Here is an 18,854-nt window from a genome sequence, read left to right as displayed (position 1 = left end):
TCCGTCGTCGGCAGCGTCAGATGTGTATAAGAGACAGCTCCGCGAGCGGCCCACCCCATCCACTGTTTTTCGAATCCGCACCGAAGGAGCCGCATGGCTGTCTCGAATGTCCTCACGACCGCGAGGACACGACGGCGAACTGCCGCGACCCGGGCCCGACCCGGGCGCGGCAGGCTCACGCCTTACCTCTTCATCGCACCCGCGATGCTGCTGCTGCTCGCATTCGGGGTGTTCCCCATCGTCGTCGCCGCAGCGGTGAGCATCACCGACATGAACATCTCGGGCCTCGCCGACTGGCACAACGTCAACTTCATCGGCGCAGCCAACTACGTGAAGCTGTTCGCCGATCCGGACTTTTGGCAAGCGCTCGGCAACACGGCCTTCTTCGTCATCATCGGCGTTCCATCCGTCGTGCTCGTGTCGCTCGGCGTCGCCCTGCTCCTGAACCGAAGCGGAAACTGGTTCTTCCGCTCGCTGCGCGCGTTCTACTTCATCCCAGCCATCACGGCGATCGTGGCCATCTCGCTCGTCTGGGGCTACCTGTACAACACGCAGTTCGGGCTGCTGAACTGGGTGCTCTCCCTGGTCGGCATTCCGCCCGTCCAGTGGTTGTCCGACCCGGTGCTCGCAAAATTCTCTGTGGCGTTGGTCGCGATCTGGCGTGGAACAGGACTGAATATCATCATCTTCCTCGCCGCGCTCCAGGGTGTGCCTCGCGAGTATCTCGAAGCCGCCTCGCTCGACGGCGCCGGCGAGTGGCGTCAGATCCGTTCGATCGTCGTACCGCTGCTGCGTTTCGCGATCTTCTTCGTCACGGTCACCACGATCATCTCGTGGTTCCAGTTCTTCGACGAAGCCTTCGTTCTGACCAACGGCGGGCCCCTCGGTGCGACCACCTCCATCTCGATATTTCTCTACCACCAGGGATTCCAACAGAGCGCGTTCGGATATGCCAGCGCGGGCTCGCTGATCCTGTTCGTACTGATCGCGGTCATCACCGTCGCTCAGCTGCGCCTACGGAGGTCCGACGTTGACTACTAGCCTCATTGCCCTCCGTCACCGGTCGACGAATCGGCGCGGTCGCCGTCTCACGGTGGTGATTGGCGTTGCGCTGGCCGTCGGTGCCGTCGTCACAGCCTTTCCGTTCATCTGGATGCTGTCCACCTCGGTGAAGCCCCAATCGGAATCTCTCACCTACCCTCCCACGCTCCTGCCGCATACGCCGACGCTGCAGTACTTCCGCACACTCTTCACCGAACTCGATTTCGGCCAGTACCTGGCGAACACCATCGTCGTCGTGCTGATCGGGGGTGTCGGCCTGTTCCTTATGGCGATGGCGGGCTATGCCTTCGCCAAGTTCGATTTCCGGGGAAAGCAATGGATGTTCTTCCTCGTGCTCGCGACGATGATGATCCCGGTGCAGGTCACCATGATCCCGACCTACCTGATTCTGAACGGCATGAAACTGACCAACACCTTGGTGGGAATCGCCCTGCCGACGCTCGTGAGCGGATTCAGCATCTTCTTGTTCCGGCAATTCATGAGCACGATTCCGACCGAGGTGCTCGAGGCTGCGCGGATCGACGGCGCAGGCGAAATCCGGACCTTCCTCCTCATCGTGATGCCGCTGGCGAAGCCGATTCTTGCTGTGATGGCCGTGCTCACCTTCATCACCGGTTGGAACAGCTTTCTCTGGCCCCTGGTCATCGCGAACGACCAGCACCTCTACACACTGTCGGTGGGGCTGTCCCTGCTCAACAAGGAGCTCGCGGTCAACCCGTCGCTTCAGATGGCAGCGTCCACCGTCATGGTGGTGCCGATCCTGATCGTCTTCATCGTGTTCCAGCGTTACGTCATCCAGGGCTTCGCGCTCTCGGGCTTGAAATGAAATGGGGAGACAGATCACTGTGAGCAACTCTGCGACACCGCCCGACAATCGTCGTTTCGAACCGCGTCCCGCGGACTTCAGCGGCTTCGTCCGGGCGAGCAACGCCCGACTCGTCGACGGAACAGGACGGCCACTCATCCTGCGTGGAGTCGGCCTCGGCAACTGGATGCTCCCCGAGGGGTACATGTGGCGGTTCGGCCCGGGTGCCGAGTCCCCACGCCAGATCGAGGCGCTCGTGTCCCGTCTGATCGGCGAGGCGGAGGCAGCAGATTTCTGGGCGCGGTTCCGCGACGTCTTCATCACCGAAGCGGACATCCGCGAGATCGCCGCCAGCGGCTTCGACCACGTCAGGCTTCCGATCAATGCGCGCGTGATCCAGGATGAGGACGGCGCCCCGATCGAATCGGGATATGCGATGATCGATCGCCTCATCGGCTGGTGCAGAGACCACCGGCTCTGGGTGCTGCTCGACCTGCACGGTGCGCCCGGCGGCCAGACCGGCACGAACATCGATGACTCGCCCCACGGGATTCCCGAGCTCTTCATGAGCGACGAATACCGGTCGCGGACGATCCAGTTGTGGGAAGACCTGGCGAAACGCTACGCGACCGAGACCGTGGTGCTCGGCTACGACCTCCTGAACGAACCTCTGCCCAACGAATGGCAATTTCGGTACGCCGAGGAGCTCGCGACGTTGTATCAAGACCTCACTGCAGTCATTCGAAGGCACGACCCGGATCATCTGATCATGTACGAAGGCTCGCATTGGGCCACCAACTGGGACATCTTCACGGAGGTCTGGGACGACAACTCCTGCCTTCAATTCCACAAGTACTGGTCGCCGCCGGACGTCGGGAGCATCGCCGCCTTCCTTGAAGCACGCGATCGACTCGGGCTGCCTATCTATATGGGCGAGGGCGGCGAGAACACCGTCGAGTGGATCTACGCTGCGTTCCGTCTCTACGAGACGTATGAAATCGGTTGGTGCTTCTGGCCGTGGAAGAAGGTCGCAACGGTCACCTCGCCCATCTCGATCGTTCCGCCTGCCGGATGGGCCAAGGTCGTCGCAAGCATCGACGATCCGGAGGCGATTGCACGAACCGAGGCCCAGCGGGTGTTCGACGACCTCCTCGCTGCCGTGCGCATCGAGAACTGCGAAGCACGGGTCGACGTTGTGGCCGCGCTCCTGGCAGAGCGCCCGGCCGTGCTGCCCAGCTGGGGCTTCGGCTATCGCGGGGTAGGCGAGTCCTACCGAACCCGGGTCGATCCCCTCATTCCCGGAATTCGTGACGGCGACGGCGTGGCCATCGCCTGGCGCCAACCGGGGGACAACCCGGCGAATCCGTTCGAACAGTCCGACGGGCGGCCGTATCACCCTGCGGAGGAGCTCGTCGTCGAGCTCGAGGCCGATGACTGGGTCGAATACGAGGTCGCGACTGTGATCGACACCGAGACGACTCGGGTCCTGGATCGGGCCGGGAGGGACGCGCCGGTGCGCATCCATGTCAGCGACCGCGGGCTGCGGGTCGTCGCGACCGCGCCCACCGCGATCTCGCGGATCATCCCTGGGGCGATCGGTTGATAAGTTCTAGAAGCATGACGGGACTTTCAGCCGCCAGCAGCGTCGGCGCCGGTGGTTCGGCGCCGGCGCGAGTAAGTGACGTGCGTCAGCGCAATCGTCGCGAGGCGCTCCGGCGCATAATTCTGGCCGGCAGCATGTCCCGTGCGGAGCTCGCGCGGGACTCCGGCCTGTCTGTCGGATCCGTCACGAACATCGCCACCGAGTTGATCAGCGAAGGCCTCGTCATCGAGGCCGGAATGGTTGCCTCCCAGGGGGGCCGTCCGGTGACGCTGCTTGCGCCGAAGCCCTCCGGCGCGTACCTGCTGGGTGCTGACGTCGGGGAGCGCGGCGTCGCAGTCGAACTCTTCGATCTCGCGATGACGCGTGTCGACCGCGAATTCCGCGGTGGACGAGAAGAGGAGAGCCTGGACGCGATAGCCCAGGACCTCCATGAGGCGGTCGACGCGTTGCGTGAACGCAATCCGGGCGCATGGGAGCGAATGGTGGGCATCGGTCTCGGGCTCCCCGGGATCGTTGAATGGGATGAGAACGGACAACAGGTTCTCTACGCTCAGACCCTCGGCTGGCCGGCAGTGCCGGTCACAGAACTCGTCCCGGGCGACATCCCTGTTTTCGCCGAGAACGGGGCGAAGACGCTGGCGATGGCGGAGATGTGGAACGGTGCGGCGCGCGACGTCGAGGAGGCACTGGTGCTGCTTCTCGGTCGAGGGGTGGGCCTGGCGATCGTCAGTGACGGCGAACTCGCCCACGGGCACATGAGCAGCGCAGGGGAATGGGGCCACCTGAAGATCGAACGCAACGGACGACTGTGCCGCTGCGGACAGCGAGGGTGCGTCGAGGCCTATCTCGGAGCGGACGCCATCCTCGACAGCTGGCGGGATGCGGGCGGACGATTCGACGGGTCCGGTTGGCGGGCGATCGGTGAGCTGCTCGACGCGGACCGCACAGGCGACCCAGTCGCTGCGTCCGTTGTAGAGGAACTGGTGCAGACGCTCGGATCAGCCGTTGGTGGCCTGGTGAACCTGACCAACCCGCAGCGTGTGATCATCGGCGGATGGGTGGGGTTGCGCCTCATGGAGACGCTCGGCCCACGCATCGAAGCTGCGATCCGTCATTCCGCACTCGACCGACCGGGGAACCAATTCGAGTTGGTCGCGTGCCGGTTCGGTGGCGACACAGTCGCGCTCGGCGCCGCAATGATGCCGTTGGGCATCCTGCTCAATGAGCCGCGCGGTATTCTTCATGCCGGCACGGGCGCTCACCGGGAATTCCCCACCACCAACTGAGATCCGTGGCGGCCTGTCGAGGCCCGCGGCCGCATGCTTGCCACGTGTCCTCCGGTGTGAGTTCCGTGTACGGAGCGGACCCGAGCCGCCGGCGTCGACCGCTCACTCGACGTACCCCGGGTTTTCGAGATCCTCCCTGTCGATGTATTCGTTGATCCCGTACTCGAGGATGGAGACCCAGTCCGTGCCCTCGGTTTCTTTCGTCTCTGGCGCGTACGGAAGTTTGAGGTCGAACACCGGATAGCCGTCGTTGCCGAGGGGCGTCACGCACCGCAACGTGCCGACAGCATTGCCGCTGGCGCTGGAAATCGACCATTCGTAGGCCGCGGTGCGCTCTACGCGCCAGTCCCGTTCTTTGAAGCGGAGGGTGGCGTCGTCGGTGTCGAGGATGTCTTCCGGCATGACTTCTCCCGGTGAGGTCGCGATTCGATACGGAGTGGTCTAATCCGTCCAGTATCCACATTAAAGAATGAAATAGTCCAGTAAGTCTTTGCGCCCGTTGGCCTTGACCGACGCAAAAAATGCCAGATTTCGGCCAGCTTCTGACGTTGTTCAACATCCTGAGAGGATTTAAAGTGGACGGAATAGTTCCGTTACACCGAATCGAGGTCCACCCCACATGGACAAAGACTCATCTACTTGGGTGACCGCCCTCAGCGGTCACGGCGCAGAGTGTCGCGCCGCTCATGCACGACTACACGAGCTGCTGCTCAAGGTCGGGCTGAAGGAGGCCTACCGGCGGGGACCAGCTGCACGCATCAGCGGTCCCGAACTCGAGGACATCGCCCATCAAGCCGCCGACGATGCAATGATCGCGTTGCTCGAAAAGCTCCCCACATTCCGCGGCGAGAGCCGTTTCACGACGTGGGCGTACAGCTTCGTCGTTCTCGAGATCGCCAGCAAATTCGGGCGGCACTTCTGGCGACGCCCTTCTGTCGCCCTCGAGCCCGAGGACTGGGATCGTCTGCCGGAACGGTTCGCCGCGTCCGATCCCCTCGCCGAAGCGCAGCAACGCGACCTGATCGAGGCAGTGCAGCGTGCAGTCGAGACACTCACCGAACGTCAGCGGCAGTTGTTCGTAGCCATCGTGGTCAACGGCATCTCCATCGATGCGATCTCGGTCCGGTCCGGTTCCACTCCCGGTGCGATCTACAAGACGGTCTTCGATGCGCGCCGCAAAATCCGCGCTTACCTGACGGCTAACGGTTATCTGGAAGGCCGGGTGAACCGGGTTTCCACGCGGCGGGTAGGGGTTGCGTAACGAACAAGCTCGTCCAGCCGATCCTGGTTGCTCAACATCTTTTCGCGTCCATAAGGAAAGGTCGGCGGCCACGGTGCCGCTAACTGTTGACCATCATCCGAAAGAACAGAGAAGGGTCTGACATGTCCGAGAACGACTTCCTCACAGCGGCGATTCGTCGAAGCGGAGAGACCAACGCCGACCGAGCGACTCTCGCCGGCATGGTCGCAGCTGCCGGTACCGATGATGCCGGTGCTGAAGTGCCGGAGATCAGCGACGGCTCGATCCTGAACTTCGCGCTCAACCTCGAGTACCTCGAGGCCGAGTTCTATCTGCGTGCCAGCGGCATGACGCTGCCGGACGAGATGACCACGGGGACGGGTACGCGTGGGGACGTGAGCGGTGGCCGTCCGGTGCCGTTCAGGAGCAGCGTCATCCGGAAGGTCGCCGCGGAGATCGCGGCGGACGAGCGTGCCCACGTCGCGTTCCTCCGGAACGCGCTCGGCAGCGCTGCCGTGTCCCGGCCGGCGATCTCCCTCGACCAGAGCTTCACCGCGGCCGCGCTCGCAGCTGGGCTCATCAAGCCGGGAGAGACGTTCGACGCGTACGCGAACGACCTCAACTTCCTGTTCGCCGCATACCTGTTCGAGGACGTCGGAGTGACCGCCTTCAAGGGAGCAGCGCCGTTCATCACCAACAAGACGTACCTCGACGCTGCTGCTGGCCTTCTGGCCACTGAGGCGTACCACGCGGGAATCGTTCGCACGTCCCTCTACACCGAGGGCATGATCGACGACAGCGTCTTCAGAGCGGTGGAGAAGATCTCCAACGTTCGCGGCGCCGTCGACGGGGTCGGATCCGACGACCAGAGCATCGGCGATGCCGAGACCCTCAATCTGGTCCCCACCGACGCCGAAGGACGCGCTTATGGTCGTTCGCCCGAGCACATCCTCAACATCGTGTACCTGACCGGGGATCGCGTCACCTCCGGTGGCTTCTATCCCAACGGTCTCAATGGCGACCTCCGAGAGAGCGCGCAGACGGCCTAGCAGGGAAGCATGTTCACCGGAGACGTCCCGACGGCGGCAACGGCCGACGAGGAGCATCCCGCTGTGGGCAGTTTCCACCGTCGCGATGGAGGAACAATGAGAGACAAGAAGCCCAAGCGGCCGCAGACGTTTCCGGTGATGGATGGTGCTGGGCCCGCTCCGCGAGCGGATCAGATTGCTGGGATCGTTCAGCGGGTGTGGGTGGATTCGACGGTGTACCACCAAGATGTGGAGACGCTCCTCCGTGAGTGGCTCGGTGTCGTGGGGTGTGTCGTGCGTGAGGACGAGTTCGCTGCCTTGCTCGGCAAGGCCCAGGGTGAGTTCGCGCGCATCGCGACGGGTTCGGAGGAGGACGCGGGACCGCACTGTCCGGCGCATGACCTCGTGGACTGCCTCTATTGGGATGTGCAGAGGCTGGAGAGATCCGGGCCGGCCGGACTGGGCTCCTCGTAGCGACGATTGCGTCGACCTTTCAGCCTCATTCGGTCCTCCGGCCCTAGGATGACCTCGTGGACGAGAGCTCGCATCCGGGCGCGGCTAGGCGCTTGACGGCTCGCGGAGCCAAGACGAGATCGAAGATCGTGGCGACCGCGGCTGATCTCATGCGTGTGCGCGGTGTCGGCGGCACCACCCTCGACGACGTCGTCTCCGCGAGCAAGGTGAGCAAGTCACAGTTGTATCGCCACTTCGATGACAAGCCGGCACTCGTACGGGCCGTCATCGAATACGTCGGGGATATCAAAATCAGCGGCGAGCGCGAGCGTCTCGAGAATGTGCGCAGCTTCGCGGGCCTGCGGCGATGGCGGGACGCGATAGTCGAGACCAACGCTCTGCAGAACGGCCGTTACGGCTGCTCGCTTGGTTCCCTGGCTAATGAAGTCGCCGACCAGGACTGGGTAGCACGGCTGAAGCTGAGCGAGTTGTTCGACGCCTGGGAAGAGCTCTTCAGAGTGGTGTTTCGGCGCTTCCAGCTCGAAGGAACCATCCCGCCGCAGGCAGACGTGGATCGACTCGCGATCGGTTTCATCGCTGCGGTTCAAGGGGGATACCTGCTGGCGCAGACATCGCACGATGTAGCGCCGATGGCAACGGCGATCGACGTGGCGATCGCTCACCTCGAACTCCTTGCGCTGGTCGACGAGAAGACCCTCAATCAACTCTCGGTGTGATTGCACCCGGCGCGCCCATTCAGCGACAGAAGTAGTAGTCGCGACGCAAACCTTGCCATCTAAGGAGCCACAATGAAGGCGATCACCGTGTCGGACCGGGCCGCGGGAACCAGCGGCCTGACCCTCCAAGACCGTCCATATCCGCACGCCGCTGAGAACGACGTGATCGTCCGCGTCCACGCTGCGGGCTACACGACAGGGGAGCTGGCGTGGCCGGGCACTTGGACGGACCGGGCCGGCCGCGACCGCACCCCGAGCATTCCAGGCCACGAGCTCGCCGGCGTGGTGGAGGAACTCGGATACGGAACTAGCGGGTTGTCGGTGGGTCAGCGTGTCTTCGGCGTCGCGGACTGGACGAGGGACGGGACTCTGGCCGAATTCGTCGCCGTAGAGTCGCGCAACCTCGCCCCATTGCCCGCGGATATCGATTTCGTCACCGCTGCGAGCCTTCCGATCTCCGGGCTCACGGCATGGCAAGGGCTCTTCCAGCACGGAGGGCTGCGTGCCGGTCAGACGGTGTTGATCAGCGGAGCGGGTGGTGGCGTCGGCACGCTCGTCAGCCAGCTCGCTAGAGAAGCCGGCGCGTTCGTCATCGGCGCCGGCCGCAAGAGCCATCGCGACCGCTCCATCGAGGCAGGCGCGCACGAGTTCATCGACCTGGACGCCGGAGACATCGATCAGGCGCTGCGCGTCGACCTCCTGTTCGACGTACTCGGTGGCACCATCGGTGCGCGCCTTGCCGGAGCTGTGCGTCCGGGCGGCACCGTGATCGCTATCGCAAGCCCGCCCGACGTGAATCGATCCGACATCACTACGCGCTTCTTCGTCGTCGAAACCGACCGGTCGCAGCTCAGCGATCTCGCGGGACGGGTTCTGTCCGGTCGCCTCCGAACCTTCGTCGCGGAAGTCGTCACGCTCGAGGACGCTGCCGCCGCGTTCTCGAGTGGAACACGGTCACAAGGAAAGACGGTTGTCACAGTCGCCGAGGAGGACAAATGACCGACATCGACACGACGAATTCTGATACCGACGATTTCTACCGCGGAGTCGCGGCCGAATTCCTCCACCACTATCGCAGCGGTCCGAGATTCATCGCGGTGACCGGGAATGCCGACGAAGAGATCTCGCGCGTAGCCGATCTGCTCGCGACCGCGCTGAGGGATGCGGGAGCACAGGTGGAGCGTCAGAGTGTTCCGGCTTCGATCGATCCGAACCTCGTGCGAGAGCGAATCATCGCGCCCTTCCGTTCCCAGGACGCGGTCCTTGTCGCCGACGGGACGGAACTGTTGAGCGCCGGCTTCCGCGGGTTCTGGAACTTCTCGCTGTGGGTCGACCACGATCCCGACCGCGACCCGGACTGGACTTTCGTCTCCTCAGACCTGAACCAACTGGGATCGCCGCGAGAAGCGGCCTCCGTCATGTTGGACGGCACCGACCCTGAACGGCCCCGGCGCCTGTGGGCCGATTTCTGCTGAGTGTCCCTGGATGAGGTCAGCCGGCTGAGACCACGTACGTACGCAGGTGGTCCACCCCGGAGTGGAACGCGTTCGTAGGTCCCAGATCCGCAGCGGCTCAGCGCACCGCTGCCAACTGGTCCCCGTTCAGGCGCACCAGGTAGCCGCCTGCGAAGAACCATGAGCCCGGGTCCCTGGCGGTCGAGCTCCACAGCTTCGTCCCCGTCTGCCGGTCGAACGCCGTGAGGTCGCCACCCGGCGGGATCGAGAACACATAGGTGTTATCAGGGCCGAAGAGAAGCGTCGCCCCGCTCGGCACATCCGGCAGCGGCTGAGGTGCCCCCGTCGACGCTGTGAAGGTACAAGTGCGGGTGCCGTCGTGGACGACGATGACGGCGTCGTGCTCGGTGTCCAGGAAGATGCTGGCGATCGGCGGCAATCCGCCGGCACCCGCCGTCAGACCGCATCGTGTGACGGGAGCGGACCAGCGTGCCACACCGGACCCGGCGTCGAGGATGGTCAACTCGGATGTGGATACGACAGCAATGAGATCGGTAGGAGCGGCGGTCGTCGCGTCGGCGCCGGCAACGCCAGTCGATGCGCGGACGGGCCAGACATCAGAGCCCGGTGAGAGCTGCCGGGTCCAGGTCGTCCTTCCCGACCGGTCAAGACCGGTGAGTTCGGTGGGCTGCCCCGAAGCGTATTGGGAGATCACCGCCGGATGGGACTCGGTGCCGATGAGGGCGTTGACGCTCCATCCCGGATCCAACCGTCCGGTCTGGAGGTCGATACGCATGTCCTCGTACGCGCGGCCGTCGGGACCGGGTGCGTTCAACAGGATGCTGACGGGAAGGAAGTCTGTGTCGCCCACCATCGGGTAAACCCCCGCCGACTTGCCCGGGATGTCCGTGGACCACCGAGGACTGTGCACGTCGCGAGGGTCCACCCGGACGATCGAGTTCGGCGTGCTCATGACGATGTCGCCGGAATCGCCCGGCACGGCCACCGCATTGAGTATCGGGTCGGCCTTCTTGCCGGCGAAGTCCGCCAGAGTCCGGCCGGTGGCAAGGTCGATGACGTCGTGCGGTCCGCCTCCCAGCGCCTGGTCGGCGACGAGGACCCGCCCCGATGTTCCCAGCACGATGACGTCGACGTCGTACAGCGGCGCAGCATGCCAGGTCCACTCCCGCGACCACAGTGCTGTGCCCTGCCGGGTGTCGACGAGAGACAGCGAGACGTGCTGCAGATCGTCCACGCAATCGGGGCTGCCGTCGCCGACGACGTGAGCTCCGAGTTGAACGAGAGCGAGGCCGTCGGCGATGTCGTAGACATGACGCTGCTCGCAGGTGCGCCCCGTGCCCGGAAGGTCCAGCGACCACGGAGCCGTTCCCAGTTGGTCGACGTCGTGCCGCTCGATCGGCGTGGTCTGAACGCCGATGGGACGAGGGGACGGCGCCGATGTCGGAGTCGGCGTCGGCGTCGGCGTCGGTGTGGAGGTGGTGCTCGGTGTTGGATCCGGCAGGGGTGCAGGCTCCAGTGAGCCGAAGTGCAGGACCCCGCTGAGCGCCAATGCGGCGGTTCCCCCGGCGAGGAGAACGGCCGCTCCCACCAGGCCGCCGACGAGAGCGAAACGCGTCCGGGACGGGCGCACCGGTCCGGCGGCGACGGTCTCGTGGAGGATGTCGCGGAGGATGGCGCTGCGAGCCGGGTCGAAAGCGGGGCCGGTGGCGGTCATTCTGCACCTCCTTCTAGGGCGGGGTGGATCGGTTCGGAGAGGAGCGCGAGATCGCCGAGGCGGCGCTTGGCGCGGGAGAGACGGGACTTGACCGTTCCGACAGGTACGCCGAGGGCGCGTGCCGCTTCAGCGAGCGAAAGCTCCTCCAGCACGCAGAGTGTGATCACGTTCTGATCGGCGGTCGAGAGGGTATTGAACGCATCGCGGACACGTCGGTCCCGCTCCCGGTTGTCGAGGTCATCGGCGACCCCGTCTGCGTGATCGGGCTCGTTGCGGGGTTCGGACATGCGGGCGAGCGCCGCGCGGTGACGGCGTGTACTGCGTTCGAAGTTGTGCACGGTGTTGTTCGCCGTGACGAGAAGCCAGGCGACGATGGAGCCGTCCACGATGCGAACCGCGTCGCGACGTCGCCACGCCTCCAGGAAGACCATCGCGGTGACGTCCTCGGCGTCGTGCGGCTGGCGGACCAGCCGCAGTGCGTGGCCGAAGACACGGTCGCGATGCTTGTCGAACAGGGAAGTGAACGCGTCAGGATCCCCGTCTCGCGCCCGGGACCAGGCGTCTGCCTCGTCCAATCCAGCGTTGCTCATATCCCCTAGTGTCCGATCGGCCGGAAAGGTTCCATCATGAAGCAACAGCGGGGACCCGGCATCTCAGGAGGCAGCGATCTCCTCGATCCAGGAGTTGACTGCGGAAATCGCTTCATCGAGCGTCAACGTCACGTCTGCCTTGCCGGCCACGCGGGGATAGTCGGTTACCCGGATCTCGTTACTGACAACCACTGGCGGCCACCTCCGCCCGTCAAACCCGAGCCACTCCGCCTCCGCCGCCCGGCCGGCGAACACCGCCTCGGCCGCAGCCCGCACCTCAATCAGGGCGACTCCGTCGAGCAGTAGCTGTTCTTTGATCAGGAGTAAGTCGACCACGTCTCGCACTCTGTCGTTTCGCTGGGCCGGCGGGTCGTGTGGGTCCGTGCAGGCGTGGAGTTTCTGGGCTACCTGATATGCAAGCGAGATGGTAGCCAGCTCGTTGGCCGATTCGAGCCCGAAAAATCCGAAGTCGTCCGCCGGCACGTATTCGGCACCGGGTTGTGTCTTGCCGTCGGCGAATGCGATCTCGACCTGGATCTTGCGCCAGACCCGACCTCGGATGTCAAGTCGCACATCGAACCGGCGCGGTTTCACCCGTCGCGCCGGCACGTTGATGGTCTCGATCTCTGAACGGCTCAACGTGAAAGGTCCCCATGGTTCTGTCAGTGCTTCGTCGAGCTTCTGTGCAAAAGCGTTGACCTCTCCGCGGAACATCGCATCGACGTCTTTGGTGGCTCGGGATCTTGCCGAGAGTCGTTGCTCGAGGAAGGCGCCTCCCTTAAGGAGAAAAAGCGCGCCGAACTCTGGGTCGGAGACTCGTTGCAGAGCGGCGACGACAATCGTTGAGGCGATTTGCCAGAACAGTCGGCCAGAGTCGCCGATGCCAAGCTCTTTGGCTGCATGATTCACCCACGCGTTGAGGGCTGCGACCGTCGGGGGAGTCCGCTCCTCCTCGGGAAGGGTGGACAGGTCGATTCGGGTCACTGACGCCGTCTGAGTTTCCGGCGCAACCGCGCTGCTTCCATTTCGGTGATTGCTCCTCGTTTGCGGGCTGTCTTGATCGCGGTAGTCAGCAGGTAGTGCGGCGTGCCGTAGTCGATGCATTGATCGATGGCTGTGGCGGGTGTCACGGTCGGGATGCCTTCCCACCAGCCAATCTGCCGCGGTTCGAGGTCCTGATGGTGGAGCACGTACCCTTCGCCGCCGTCGCGACGGATTCGCTTCTGGCGAGGCACGGTCAGGTGGATCTGGTCTGGGTTCACTTCGCAGAGTTCGTGCACTGCAAGTGCGGTCTCGTGTCCGAGCGCTGCTCGGTCGGCACCGGTCCATAGGACGGCCAGCATGTATCCATCGCGGTCGGTGACGGGGAGCTGGTCGAAGCGGTAGACCCCGTGCGCGACGTGACGCAACTGGTGGCGGTTGGCCAGTTTGGCGAGTTCCCCGGGGCGTACACCGAGTTCACGAGCGGCGCGGGTTGTGACGAAACCGTAATGTTCGGTCGCAACGTCCCACAGGTCTGCCTGCACGGTCATTCCGGCCACCTCCATGATTGTCAAAACTATACCAAGTTCGGGATAGTTTTGACATTCCTAGCGGTTGCCCCGGGTGGAGTTCGCCTGGAATGGGAAGCGGCGCAAGACAAGTGCCTGGATCGAGTCTTGACAGCCGGCGCAACCGCGTGGCAAGGTGGTAACGGCGTTACAGTAACACGGTTACAACCACGATGGCGAGGAGAAGGTCATGGCTTTGGCGAATGACGTGGCGAACGCGATGCGCGCGCTCGAGCTGCTCGTTCCCCATCCAGAGGGTTCTCGAGTCAGCGAGATCGCCGAACATCTCCACATCAACAAGGCCATCGCCCACCGCCTGCTGGCCGCGCTCGTCGAAGTCGACTACGTGAAGCAGGATCCTCGAACGTCCGCCTACTTCGCGACTCATCGGCTCGGTGCGCTCGGGCTTCGGCAGCTTTCCTCCTCGGGCGTGGATGCGTGGGCTCAGCAGGCGCTGGATTCGCTTGCCGCCGACTGCGAGGAGCTCGTCCGGCTGGCTGTGGCGACACACGACTCTCTGCAGTGGATCGCCAAGGCGCAAGGCTCGAACTCGTCTCTTCGCATCGACCCCGTCATGGGCCAGGATGCGGTTCCCCACGCGACCGCCTCGGGGAAAGCGTGGCTGTCCACGCTGCCGTCGGAACGGGTGGCTGCAGTGCTGGATCGCGAAGCCGAGCTCAGCACCACGGCGCGGCTGCCACTCGACCGGGCCGCGCTCCTCGTCGAGCTCGAAGAGGTTCGTCGTCGCCGTTACGCGACGACCTTCGAGGAGATGGATGCGGGAATCAATGCCCTTGCTGCGCCGATCTTCGGGGCGGGCAGCGACCAGGAAGCCACCGGGACGATCAGCATCGCCGGCCCGTCGGTTCGCATGACGAGCGCGCGGATGGCTGAACTCTCACCACTGTTGCTCGCAGCCGCAGCGAGCATTTCCAGCAGCTGGCCGAGCTACGCGTACCTCGCTGCCGCGGAGAAGCTTACGGCTTAGACATCCGTCGCCCGCGTGACCGATTGCGGATATTGATTGGAACCGACATGAGCATGATCATCAACACGTTCTCCTACCTGTGGTCGGCGACTGCCGTCGAGGCGATCGCAGAACTGTGTGAGAACGGGTACGACACCTTCGAGGTGCCGATCAGCTCACCCCACTGCTGGCCCGATGAGATGTCGGGGTCGAAGCGGTCCGAGTCATTTGCAGAGCTGAAGCAGCGTGGAGCCACGATCAGGTCTCTGAATGCCGGCGGGTTCGACATCAACCTCGCGAGCCCCGGCGCCAGCATGCGGCGGAAGAGCATCGACCACATCACGTCGGTCATCGAGCTCGCTGAGGTCTGGGAAGCCTCCGAGATAGTGATCTCACCTGGCACAAGGCGACCGATGATCTCGCCACCGCTCGAGAGCGTCCACGGTTGGCTCTACGAGAGCCTGGACGAGCTGCTTCCTCTGGCCAAGCGGGCAGGTGTGCGCTTGCTCTTCGAAAACACCCCCTATTGCTTCACTCCGACGATCGAGGAGCTGGCAGGCATCGTCGAGACGGTCGGCGATGATTCGCTCAAGATCGTGTACGACGTCGCGAATGCCGCTTACATCGGCGAAGATCCCGCCGAAGCTCTGCGCTCCCATCACGACTCGATTGCCCTCGTGCATGTCTCCGACACAGGAACAGACGTCTGGGGCCACGATCCGATCGGCACCGGCGTCATCGATTTTCGCGCGGTGGGCGACGCTGTGGCGGCGACAGTCGGAACGGACAACACCGTTCTCGAAGTGATCCGTGAAGAAGAAACTCTGCACGAGTTCGAGAAGGCCCTCGCTGCCCTCAGAGTCGAGGGATGGAACGTCTGAATGGAGACCGTGCGATGAGAGCTTTGGTCAGTGGTGGTACCAGCGGCATTGGTGCGGCGGCATCCCTGCGGCTGGCAGAGGCAGCCTTGGCTCGCGGTGCCAAGCCGATGATCGCGGTGTGCGGGCATGAACCAAGCCGTCTGCAGGACGAGATCGTTCGCTCGATCCAGTCGATGGGCGGTACTGCGATCGCATTGTCGGGAAACCTGGGCGACCCGGAGGTGCCGGCCCGGATGGTAACGGCTGCGGTCGAAGAATTCGGTGGCCTGGATGCACTCGTCTCGAATGCCGGGATCGCAAATCCTGGCCCGTTGAGCGAGCTGCCCGTTGAGGATTGGGACGACATGTTCTCCGTCAACGTGCGCGGTGCGTGGCTTCTCGCGAAAGCCAGTTACCTGCATCTGGCCGCCAGTCATGGTGCTGCGTGCTTCACGTCGTCCATGTCCGGTCAGATGCCACACGCCGGGTCGGGCGCCTATAGCCCGAGCAAAGCCGCATTGACGCTGCTCGCTCAGACACTCGCACTGGAGTGGGCACCGGACGGGATCCGCGTGAACGTGGTCTCTCCGGGAATGACCCGCACGCGGATGACGGAGAAGATGTACGAGGATTCGCAGATCAAACAGCAGCGCGAACGCATAATCCCGCTGCACAGGATCGGGGACCCCATGGACGTCGCGAACGTCATCGAGTTCCTCGTCGGTCCGCTATCGGGCTACGTCACGGGTCAAGACATCTGCGTCGACGGCGGATATTCGAAATCGATCCTCAGCCACATCCCTGGTCGGCCGAGCTCAAAAGCCTGATGCCGGCCTGGGTACCTCGTGACGACGATCCTGACTCCCGTGAAGCGCGATCCGGGTGATTGAGTGGCTTGATGTCGCTGTACTGGTGGCGGCCGCGGCGGGATCAGCGTTCCAGGTCCTCTCCGGAATCGGGTTCGGGCTCATCGCCTCACCGCTTCTGATCTTGGCGCTGGGCCGCGAAGACGGTATTCGCATCGTCCTGATCATCTCGATCGTGCTGAACGCCGTCGTGCTGGCCCGCTCCATCCGGTTCGTACGCCTGGGCGACACGGTCAGGCTGCTCATTCCTGCCGCCGTGCTCGTCGTTCCCGCCGTCTTCGTGCTGGGCAGTGTCCACGCGCCGGTCTTGACCGTGCTTGCCGGGGCGGCGGTGCTCTTCGGCACTGTGCTTGTTGCCCGGGGGCGTCCACTGCACTGGATGCTCGGGAGACGCGGCGCCGTCATCACGGGCGCTGCAAGCGGGCTGTTGACCGCTCTGACGGGCGTGGGCGGTCCACCTGTTGCGCTGTTCGTATCGGCGCGGCGATGGTCGGCAGCGGTGGCGCGCGGGACGATGCAGGCGTTCTTCCTCCCTCTGAACCTGGTCACGCTCATCGCTCTCGGACCGTTCGTGAATGGTGTCTCGAAACTCGGGTGGGCGGTCGCCGGGGTGGTCATCGGAGCTGTCATCGCCCTTCTCTTCGCGGGCCGGCTATCCGAAACCCTCATCAGGTGGACCACGCTCGCTCTGGCGGGCGTCAGCGCAGCATCACTTGTGGCGAACGGCATCGTCTCGCTCCTCTGAGACTGCCGAAATCGCCCGGCGGCCGGCTTGCGCGCTCACCCAGTGCCCGCGCCCTCTCGGCGGGGTTTCACCTCGGCTGACGGCTCCGCGGCTCGGTTCCCCGCTAGGATGATCGCGCCCCGTTGCCACGAGGCAAACCGAGGGATCACACGGGACGATGGAGCGGGGGGACGCATGGCGGCGACACGTCGTGAGGTGGCGGAGGCGGCGGGAGTCTCGGTCCGGACGGTCTCCAATGTCGTCAATGGTTTCGACCATGTCGCGCCCGAGACCCGGGAGCGGGTGCTTCGCGTCATCCACGAGCTCGAGTACCAGCCCAGCGAGCTCGCGCGCAGCCTGAAGGTGGGCCGGTCGGGCCTCATCGGGCTGATGCTTCCGGAGCTCGACACGGCCTACTTCGCGGAGCTCACCCGGGCTTTCGTCGAGGGCGGCGCCGAGCGTGGGCTGACCGTCGTCGTCGACCAGACCGACGGCGACCGCGAGCGCGAACTCGCGCTGCTGCGTCGCACGGCCGGAGGCTCGCTCTTCGACGCGCTCGCTTTGAGCCCGCTCGCGCTCAGGGCGGAGGATCTGGAGGCGCTCGCCGCAGGGCCGCTGGTGTTCCTGGGCGAGGATGAGTTCCCGGGCTACGACAAAGTGATGATCGACAACTTCCAGGCCGCCCGGGAGGCGGTCGAGCACCTGCTCGCCCAGGGTCGCCGCCGCATCGCGGCCATCGGCGCCGAGCGGAGCCATCGCGCTGCGAGTTCGCAGCGGCTCGAGGGCTACCGCGCGGCGATCGCCGCCCACTCCGACCTCGGTCTCCCGGAGATCGTGGAGTACGTGAACGGCTTCCGGCGGCCGGAGGGAGCCGCGGCGATGCGGAGGCTGCTCGACGGTGGTGAACGGTTCGACGCCATCTTCTGCTTCTCCGACGCGCTCGCGCTCGGGGCACTGCGCACCCTCCACGAGGCGGGGGTCTCGGTGCCGGACGAGGTTGCGGTCGTCGGCTGGGACGACATCGAGGACGGCCGCTTCTCGACACCGTCGCTCACCACGGTGAGCCCGGACAAGCGCTGGCTTGCCGAGACGGCGCTCGATCGGATCGTGCGGAGGCTCGCGGGCGAGGACCTGGAGCCCGACGTCCTGGTCGGGCCGCATCGGCTTGTGGTGCGGGAGAGTGCGCCGGTGGCGCAGAGCATGGTGGGGTAATAGTCCTCCGGTGAATCCACGAATTTCCACATTGCATTTGCATCGAGGCAAAGCGACGCGCTAGCATCCTGATCGTGACGTTTGCATCGAGGGAAATCGAACAGGACGGGAACGCTCCCGCCGCGCAGGCCCTGCCGCGTGCGGAGTACCCGCGCCCCCAGTTCGTGCGCGACCGCTGGCTCAACCTCAACGGCGTGTGGAGCTTCGGCTTCGGTGCAGGGGAGGCGGCTCAGACGGACATCGTGGACCCCGCCACTACGGCCCCGACCGCCTGGCGCCTCGACCGCGACATCCTCGTCCCCTTCGCTCCGGAGTCGGAGCGCTCCGGCGTCGGCAGCACCGGCTTCCACCCGGCGGTCCGCTACCAGCGCACGGTCGAGGTACCCGCCGACTGGGCCGGCGACCGCATCCTGCTCCATTTCGGCGCGGTCGACTTCGACACCAGGGTGTGGGTGGATGACATCGAGGTCGGCCGTCACCGCGGCGGGTTCACCCCGTTCACGATCGACATCACTGATGCGGTCGGCGCATCCGCGGCAGCCTCCGTCACCACCGCCACCCCTGCCTTCACACTCTCCGTCCTCGCCGAGGACGACCACCGCACCATCCAGGCCCGCGGCAAGCAGTCCCGACGGCCGGAGAACTACGAAGCCTTCTACACGCGTACGACCGGCATCTGGCA

General features: G+C 64.7%; 21 protein-coding genes. 16 read left to right on the top strand and 5 right to left on the bottom strand.

Annotation, left to right across the window (positions count from 1 at the left end):
• The first annotated feature begins 93 nt into the window (after positions 1-93).
• The 4 genes from ACPYOG_RS13965 (at position 94) to ACPYOG_RS13950 (ending at position 4,756) form a co-directional block, all read left to right on the top strand.
• Positions 94-1,041 carry a carbohydrate ABC transporter permease gene (locus ACPYOG_RS13965; RefSeq protein WP_481294797.1) on the top strand — a complete coding sequence of 316 codons (948 nt, stop codon included), beginning with the start codon at positions 94-96 and terminating at the stop codon, positions 1,039-1,041.
• Between the two features lie 52 nt (positions 1,042-1,093).
• A complete protein-coding gene (locus ACPYOG_RS13960; protein WP_481294796.1) occupies positions 1,094-1,888 on the top strand; it encodes a carbohydrate ABC transporter permease in 795 nt (264 codons plus the stop codon).
• Between the two features lie 19 nt (positions 1,889-1,907).
• Positions 1,908-3,470 (top strand): glycoside hydrolase family 5 protein, encoded by a 1,563-nt coding sequence (locus tag ACPYOG_RS13955; protein ID WP_481294795.1) that lies wholly within the window; start codon positions 1,908-1,910, stop codon positions 3,468-3,470.
• A 203-nt stretch (positions 3,471-3,673) separates the two neighbouring features.
• Positions 3,674-4,756 carry an ROK family protein gene (locus ACPYOG_RS13950; protein ID WP_481294794.1) on the top strand — a complete coding sequence of 361 codons (1,083 nt, stop codon included), beginning with the start codon at positions 3,674-3,676 and terminating at the stop codon, positions 4,754-4,756.
• A gap of 102 nt (positions 4,757-4,858) precedes the next feature.
• On the opposite strand, the gene ACPYOG_RS13945 is transcribed toward ACPYOG_RS13950, so the two are convergent.
• Positions 4,859-5,158 carry a hypothetical protein gene (locus ACPYOG_RS13945; RefSeq protein WP_481294793.1) on the bottom strand — a complete coding sequence of 100 codons (300 nt, stop codon included), beginning with the start codon at positions 5,156-5,158 and terminating at the stop codon, positions 4,859-4,861.
• A gap of 241 nt (positions 5,159-5,399) precedes the next feature.
• Here ACPYOG_RS13945 and ACPYOG_RS13940 point away from each other — a divergent pair, with 241 nt between their 5' ends.
• The 6 genes from ACPYOG_RS13940 (at position 5,400) to ACPYOG_RS13915 (ending at position 9,689) form a co-directional block, all read left to right on the top strand.
• Positions 5,400-6,017 carry an RNA polymerase sigma factor gene (locus tag ACPYOG_RS13940; RefSeq protein ID WP_481294792.1) on the top strand — a complete coding sequence of 206 codons (618 nt, stop codon included), beginning with the start codon at positions 5,400-5,402 and terminating at the stop codon, positions 6,015-6,017.
• Positions 6,018-6,139: 122 nt separating this feature from the next.
• Positions 6,140-7,045, top strand: coding sequence for a ferritin-like domain-containing protein (locus ACPYOG_RS13935; RefSeq protein ID WP_481294791.1), 906 nt, complete (start codon positions 6,140-6,142; stop codon positions 7,043-7,045).
• Positions 7,046-7,141: 96 nt separating this feature from the next.
• Entirely contained in the window at positions 7,142-7,498 is a 357-nt protein-coding gene (locus ACPYOG_RS13930; RefSeq protein ID WP_481294790.1) for a hypothetical protein, read from the top strand.
• 56 nt (positions 7,499-7,554) lie between these two features.
• The gene (locus tag ACPYOG_RS13925) at positions 7,555-8,214 is read left to right on the top strand and encodes a TetR/AcrR family transcriptional regulator (RefSeq protein WP_481294789.1); all 660 of its coding nucleotides are present in this window, start codon (positions 7,555-7,557) and stop codon (positions 8,212-8,214) included.
• A 72-nt stretch (positions 8,215-8,286) separates the two neighbouring features.
• Positions 8,287-9,213 carry an NADP-dependent oxidoreductase gene (locus ACPYOG_RS13920; protein WP_481294788.1) on the top strand — a complete coding sequence of 309 codons (927 nt, stop codon included), beginning with the start codon at positions 8,287-8,289 and terminating at the stop codon, positions 9,211-9,213.
• On the top strand, positions 9,210-9,689 hold the full coding sequence (locus ACPYOG_RS13915; RefSeq protein WP_481294787.1) for a nucleoside/nucleotide kinase family protein: 480 nt from the start codon (positions 9,210-9,212) through the stop codon (positions 9,687-9,689). Before ACPYOG_RS13920 ends, ACPYOG_RS13915 begins: the two co-directional genes overlap by 4 nt.
• A gap of 97 nt (positions 9,690-9,786) precedes the next feature.
• On the opposite strand, the gene ACPYOG_RS13910 is transcribed toward ACPYOG_RS13915, so the two are convergent.
• The 4 genes from ACPYOG_RS13910 to ACPYOG_RS13895 form a co-directional block, all read right to left on the bottom strand.
• Positions 9,787-11,403, bottom strand: a complete 1,617-nt coding sequence (locus ACPYOG_RS13910; RefSeq protein WP_481294786.1) for an outer membrane protein assembly factor BamB family protein — start codon at positions 11,401-11,403, stop codon at positions 9,787-9,789.
• Positions 11,400-11,993, bottom strand: a complete 594-nt coding sequence (locus tag ACPYOG_RS13905; RefSeq protein ID WP_481294785.1) for an RNA polymerase sigma factor — start codon at positions 11,991-11,993, stop codon at positions 11,400-11,402. The genes ACPYOG_RS13910 and ACPYOG_RS13905 overlap by 4 nt, the downstream gene beginning before the upstream one ends.
• Before the next feature lie 63 nt (positions 11,994-12,056).
• Positions 12,057-12,977 (bottom strand): nucleotidyl transferase AbiEii/AbiGii toxin family protein, encoded by a 921-nt coding sequence (locus tag ACPYOG_RS13900; protein ID WP_481294784.1) that lies wholly within the window; start codon positions 12,975-12,977, stop codon positions 12,057-12,059.
• On the bottom strand, positions 12,974-13,525 hold the full coding sequence (locus ACPYOG_RS13895; RefSeq protein WP_481294783.1) for a type IV toxin-antitoxin system AbiEi family antitoxin domain-containing protein: 552 nt from the start codon (positions 13,523-13,525) through the stop codon (positions 12,974-12,976). The genes ACPYOG_RS13900 and ACPYOG_RS13895 overlap by 4 nt, the downstream gene beginning before the upstream one ends.
• Positions 13,526-13,733: 208 nt before the next feature.
• Here ACPYOG_RS13895 and ACPYOG_RS13890 point away from each other — a divergent pair, with 208 nt between their 5' ends.
• The 6 genes from ACPYOG_RS13890 to ACPYOG_RS13865 all read left to right on the top strand — a co-directional run.
• Positions 13,734-14,531, top strand: coding sequence for an IclR family transcriptional regulator (locus ACPYOG_RS13890; protein WP_481294782.1), 798 nt, complete (start codon positions 13,734-13,736; stop codon positions 14,529-14,531).
• Positions 14,532-14,578: 47 nt separating this feature from the next.
• Entirely contained in the window at positions 14,579-15,391 is an 813-nt protein-coding gene (locus ACPYOG_RS13885) for a sugar phosphate isomerase/epimerase family protein (protein WP_481294781.1), read from the top strand.
• Positions 15,379-16,197, top strand: a complete 819-nt coding sequence (locus ACPYOG_RS13880) for an SDR family NAD(P)-dependent oxidoreductase (RefSeq protein WP_481294780.1) — start codon at positions 15,379-15,381, stop codon at positions 16,195-16,197. The genes ACPYOG_RS13885 and ACPYOG_RS13880 overlap by 13 nt, the downstream gene beginning before the upstream one ends.
• A gap of 55 nt (positions 16,198-16,252) precedes the next feature.
• On the top strand, positions 16,253-16,981 hold the full coding sequence (locus ACPYOG_RS13875) for a sulfite exporter TauE/SafE family protein (protein ID WP_481294779.1): 729 nt from the start codon (positions 16,253-16,255) through the stop codon (positions 16,979-16,981).
• A gap of 174 nt (positions 16,982-17,155) precedes the next feature.
• Positions 17,156-18,172 carry a LacI family DNA-binding transcriptional regulator gene (locus ACPYOG_RS13870; protein WP_481294778.1) on the top strand — a complete coding sequence of 339 codons (1,017 nt, stop codon included), beginning with the start codon at positions 17,156-17,158 and terminating at the stop codon, positions 18,170-18,172.
• A 74-nt stretch (positions 18,173-18,246) separates the two neighbouring features.
• The coding region (locus ACPYOG_RS13865; protein ID WP_481294777.1) for a sugar-binding domain-containing protein at positions 18,247-18,854 on the top strand (608 nt) is incomplete at its 3' end.

Source organism: Leifsonia sp. HAY1-4F, assembly GCF_056755275.1.
This window is presented reverse-complemented; position numbering and strand designations above follow the sequence as displayed.